We start from the raw sequence: 516 nt of genomic DNA on the forward strand, positions 1-516 counted from the left end.
TGCAGAGATTATCAATTTGTTGAAGACAGGTTCTGCTTTTTACGCACCAGCAGCTTCTGCTGTTTCTATGGCTGAAGCCTATTTGAAGGATACTAAGCGTGTTGTTCCTGTTGCTGCCTATCTTTCAGGTGAATACGGAGTTAATGATACATATGTTGGTGTTCCCGTTGTGCTTGGTGCAGGTGGCGTTGAGCGGGTCATTGAAATTGATCTCGATAAAGAGGAAAGAAATGCTTTTGAGCGTTCAGTGAATTCTGTGCAAAAGCTTTGTGAAGCTTGTATCGCACTTGTGCCTAGTCTCAAATAAATTGAACAAGATTCTGTTCATTAAAACAGAGTGTTTATATAGAATTTGAAGGTTAATAGTAAAGTTATCTGTAAAAGAAAAGGACAAATGCATGAATATCCATGAATATCAGGCCAAACGTCTGCTTCATGAATATGGAGCGCCAATTGCAAACGGTGTTGCTGTTTATTCTGTAGAGCAAGCTGAAAAGTGGGCACAGAAATTGCCTG

1 pseudogene is annotated in these 516 nt (G+C 39.9%); it reads left to right on the plus strand.

What is annotated here, in order from left to right:
* Window positions 1-307: pseudogene (locus tag J7R05_RS07730) on the plus strand (malate dehydrogenase); the annotation flags it as partial.
* Window positions 308-516 lie beyond the last annotated feature (209 nt).

It is taken from the genome of Bartonella capreoli, from assembly GCF_902813205.1.
Classification (GTDB): Bacteria; Pseudomonadota; Alphaproteobacteria; order Rhizobiales; family Rhizobiaceae; genus Bartonella; species Bartonella schoenbuchensis.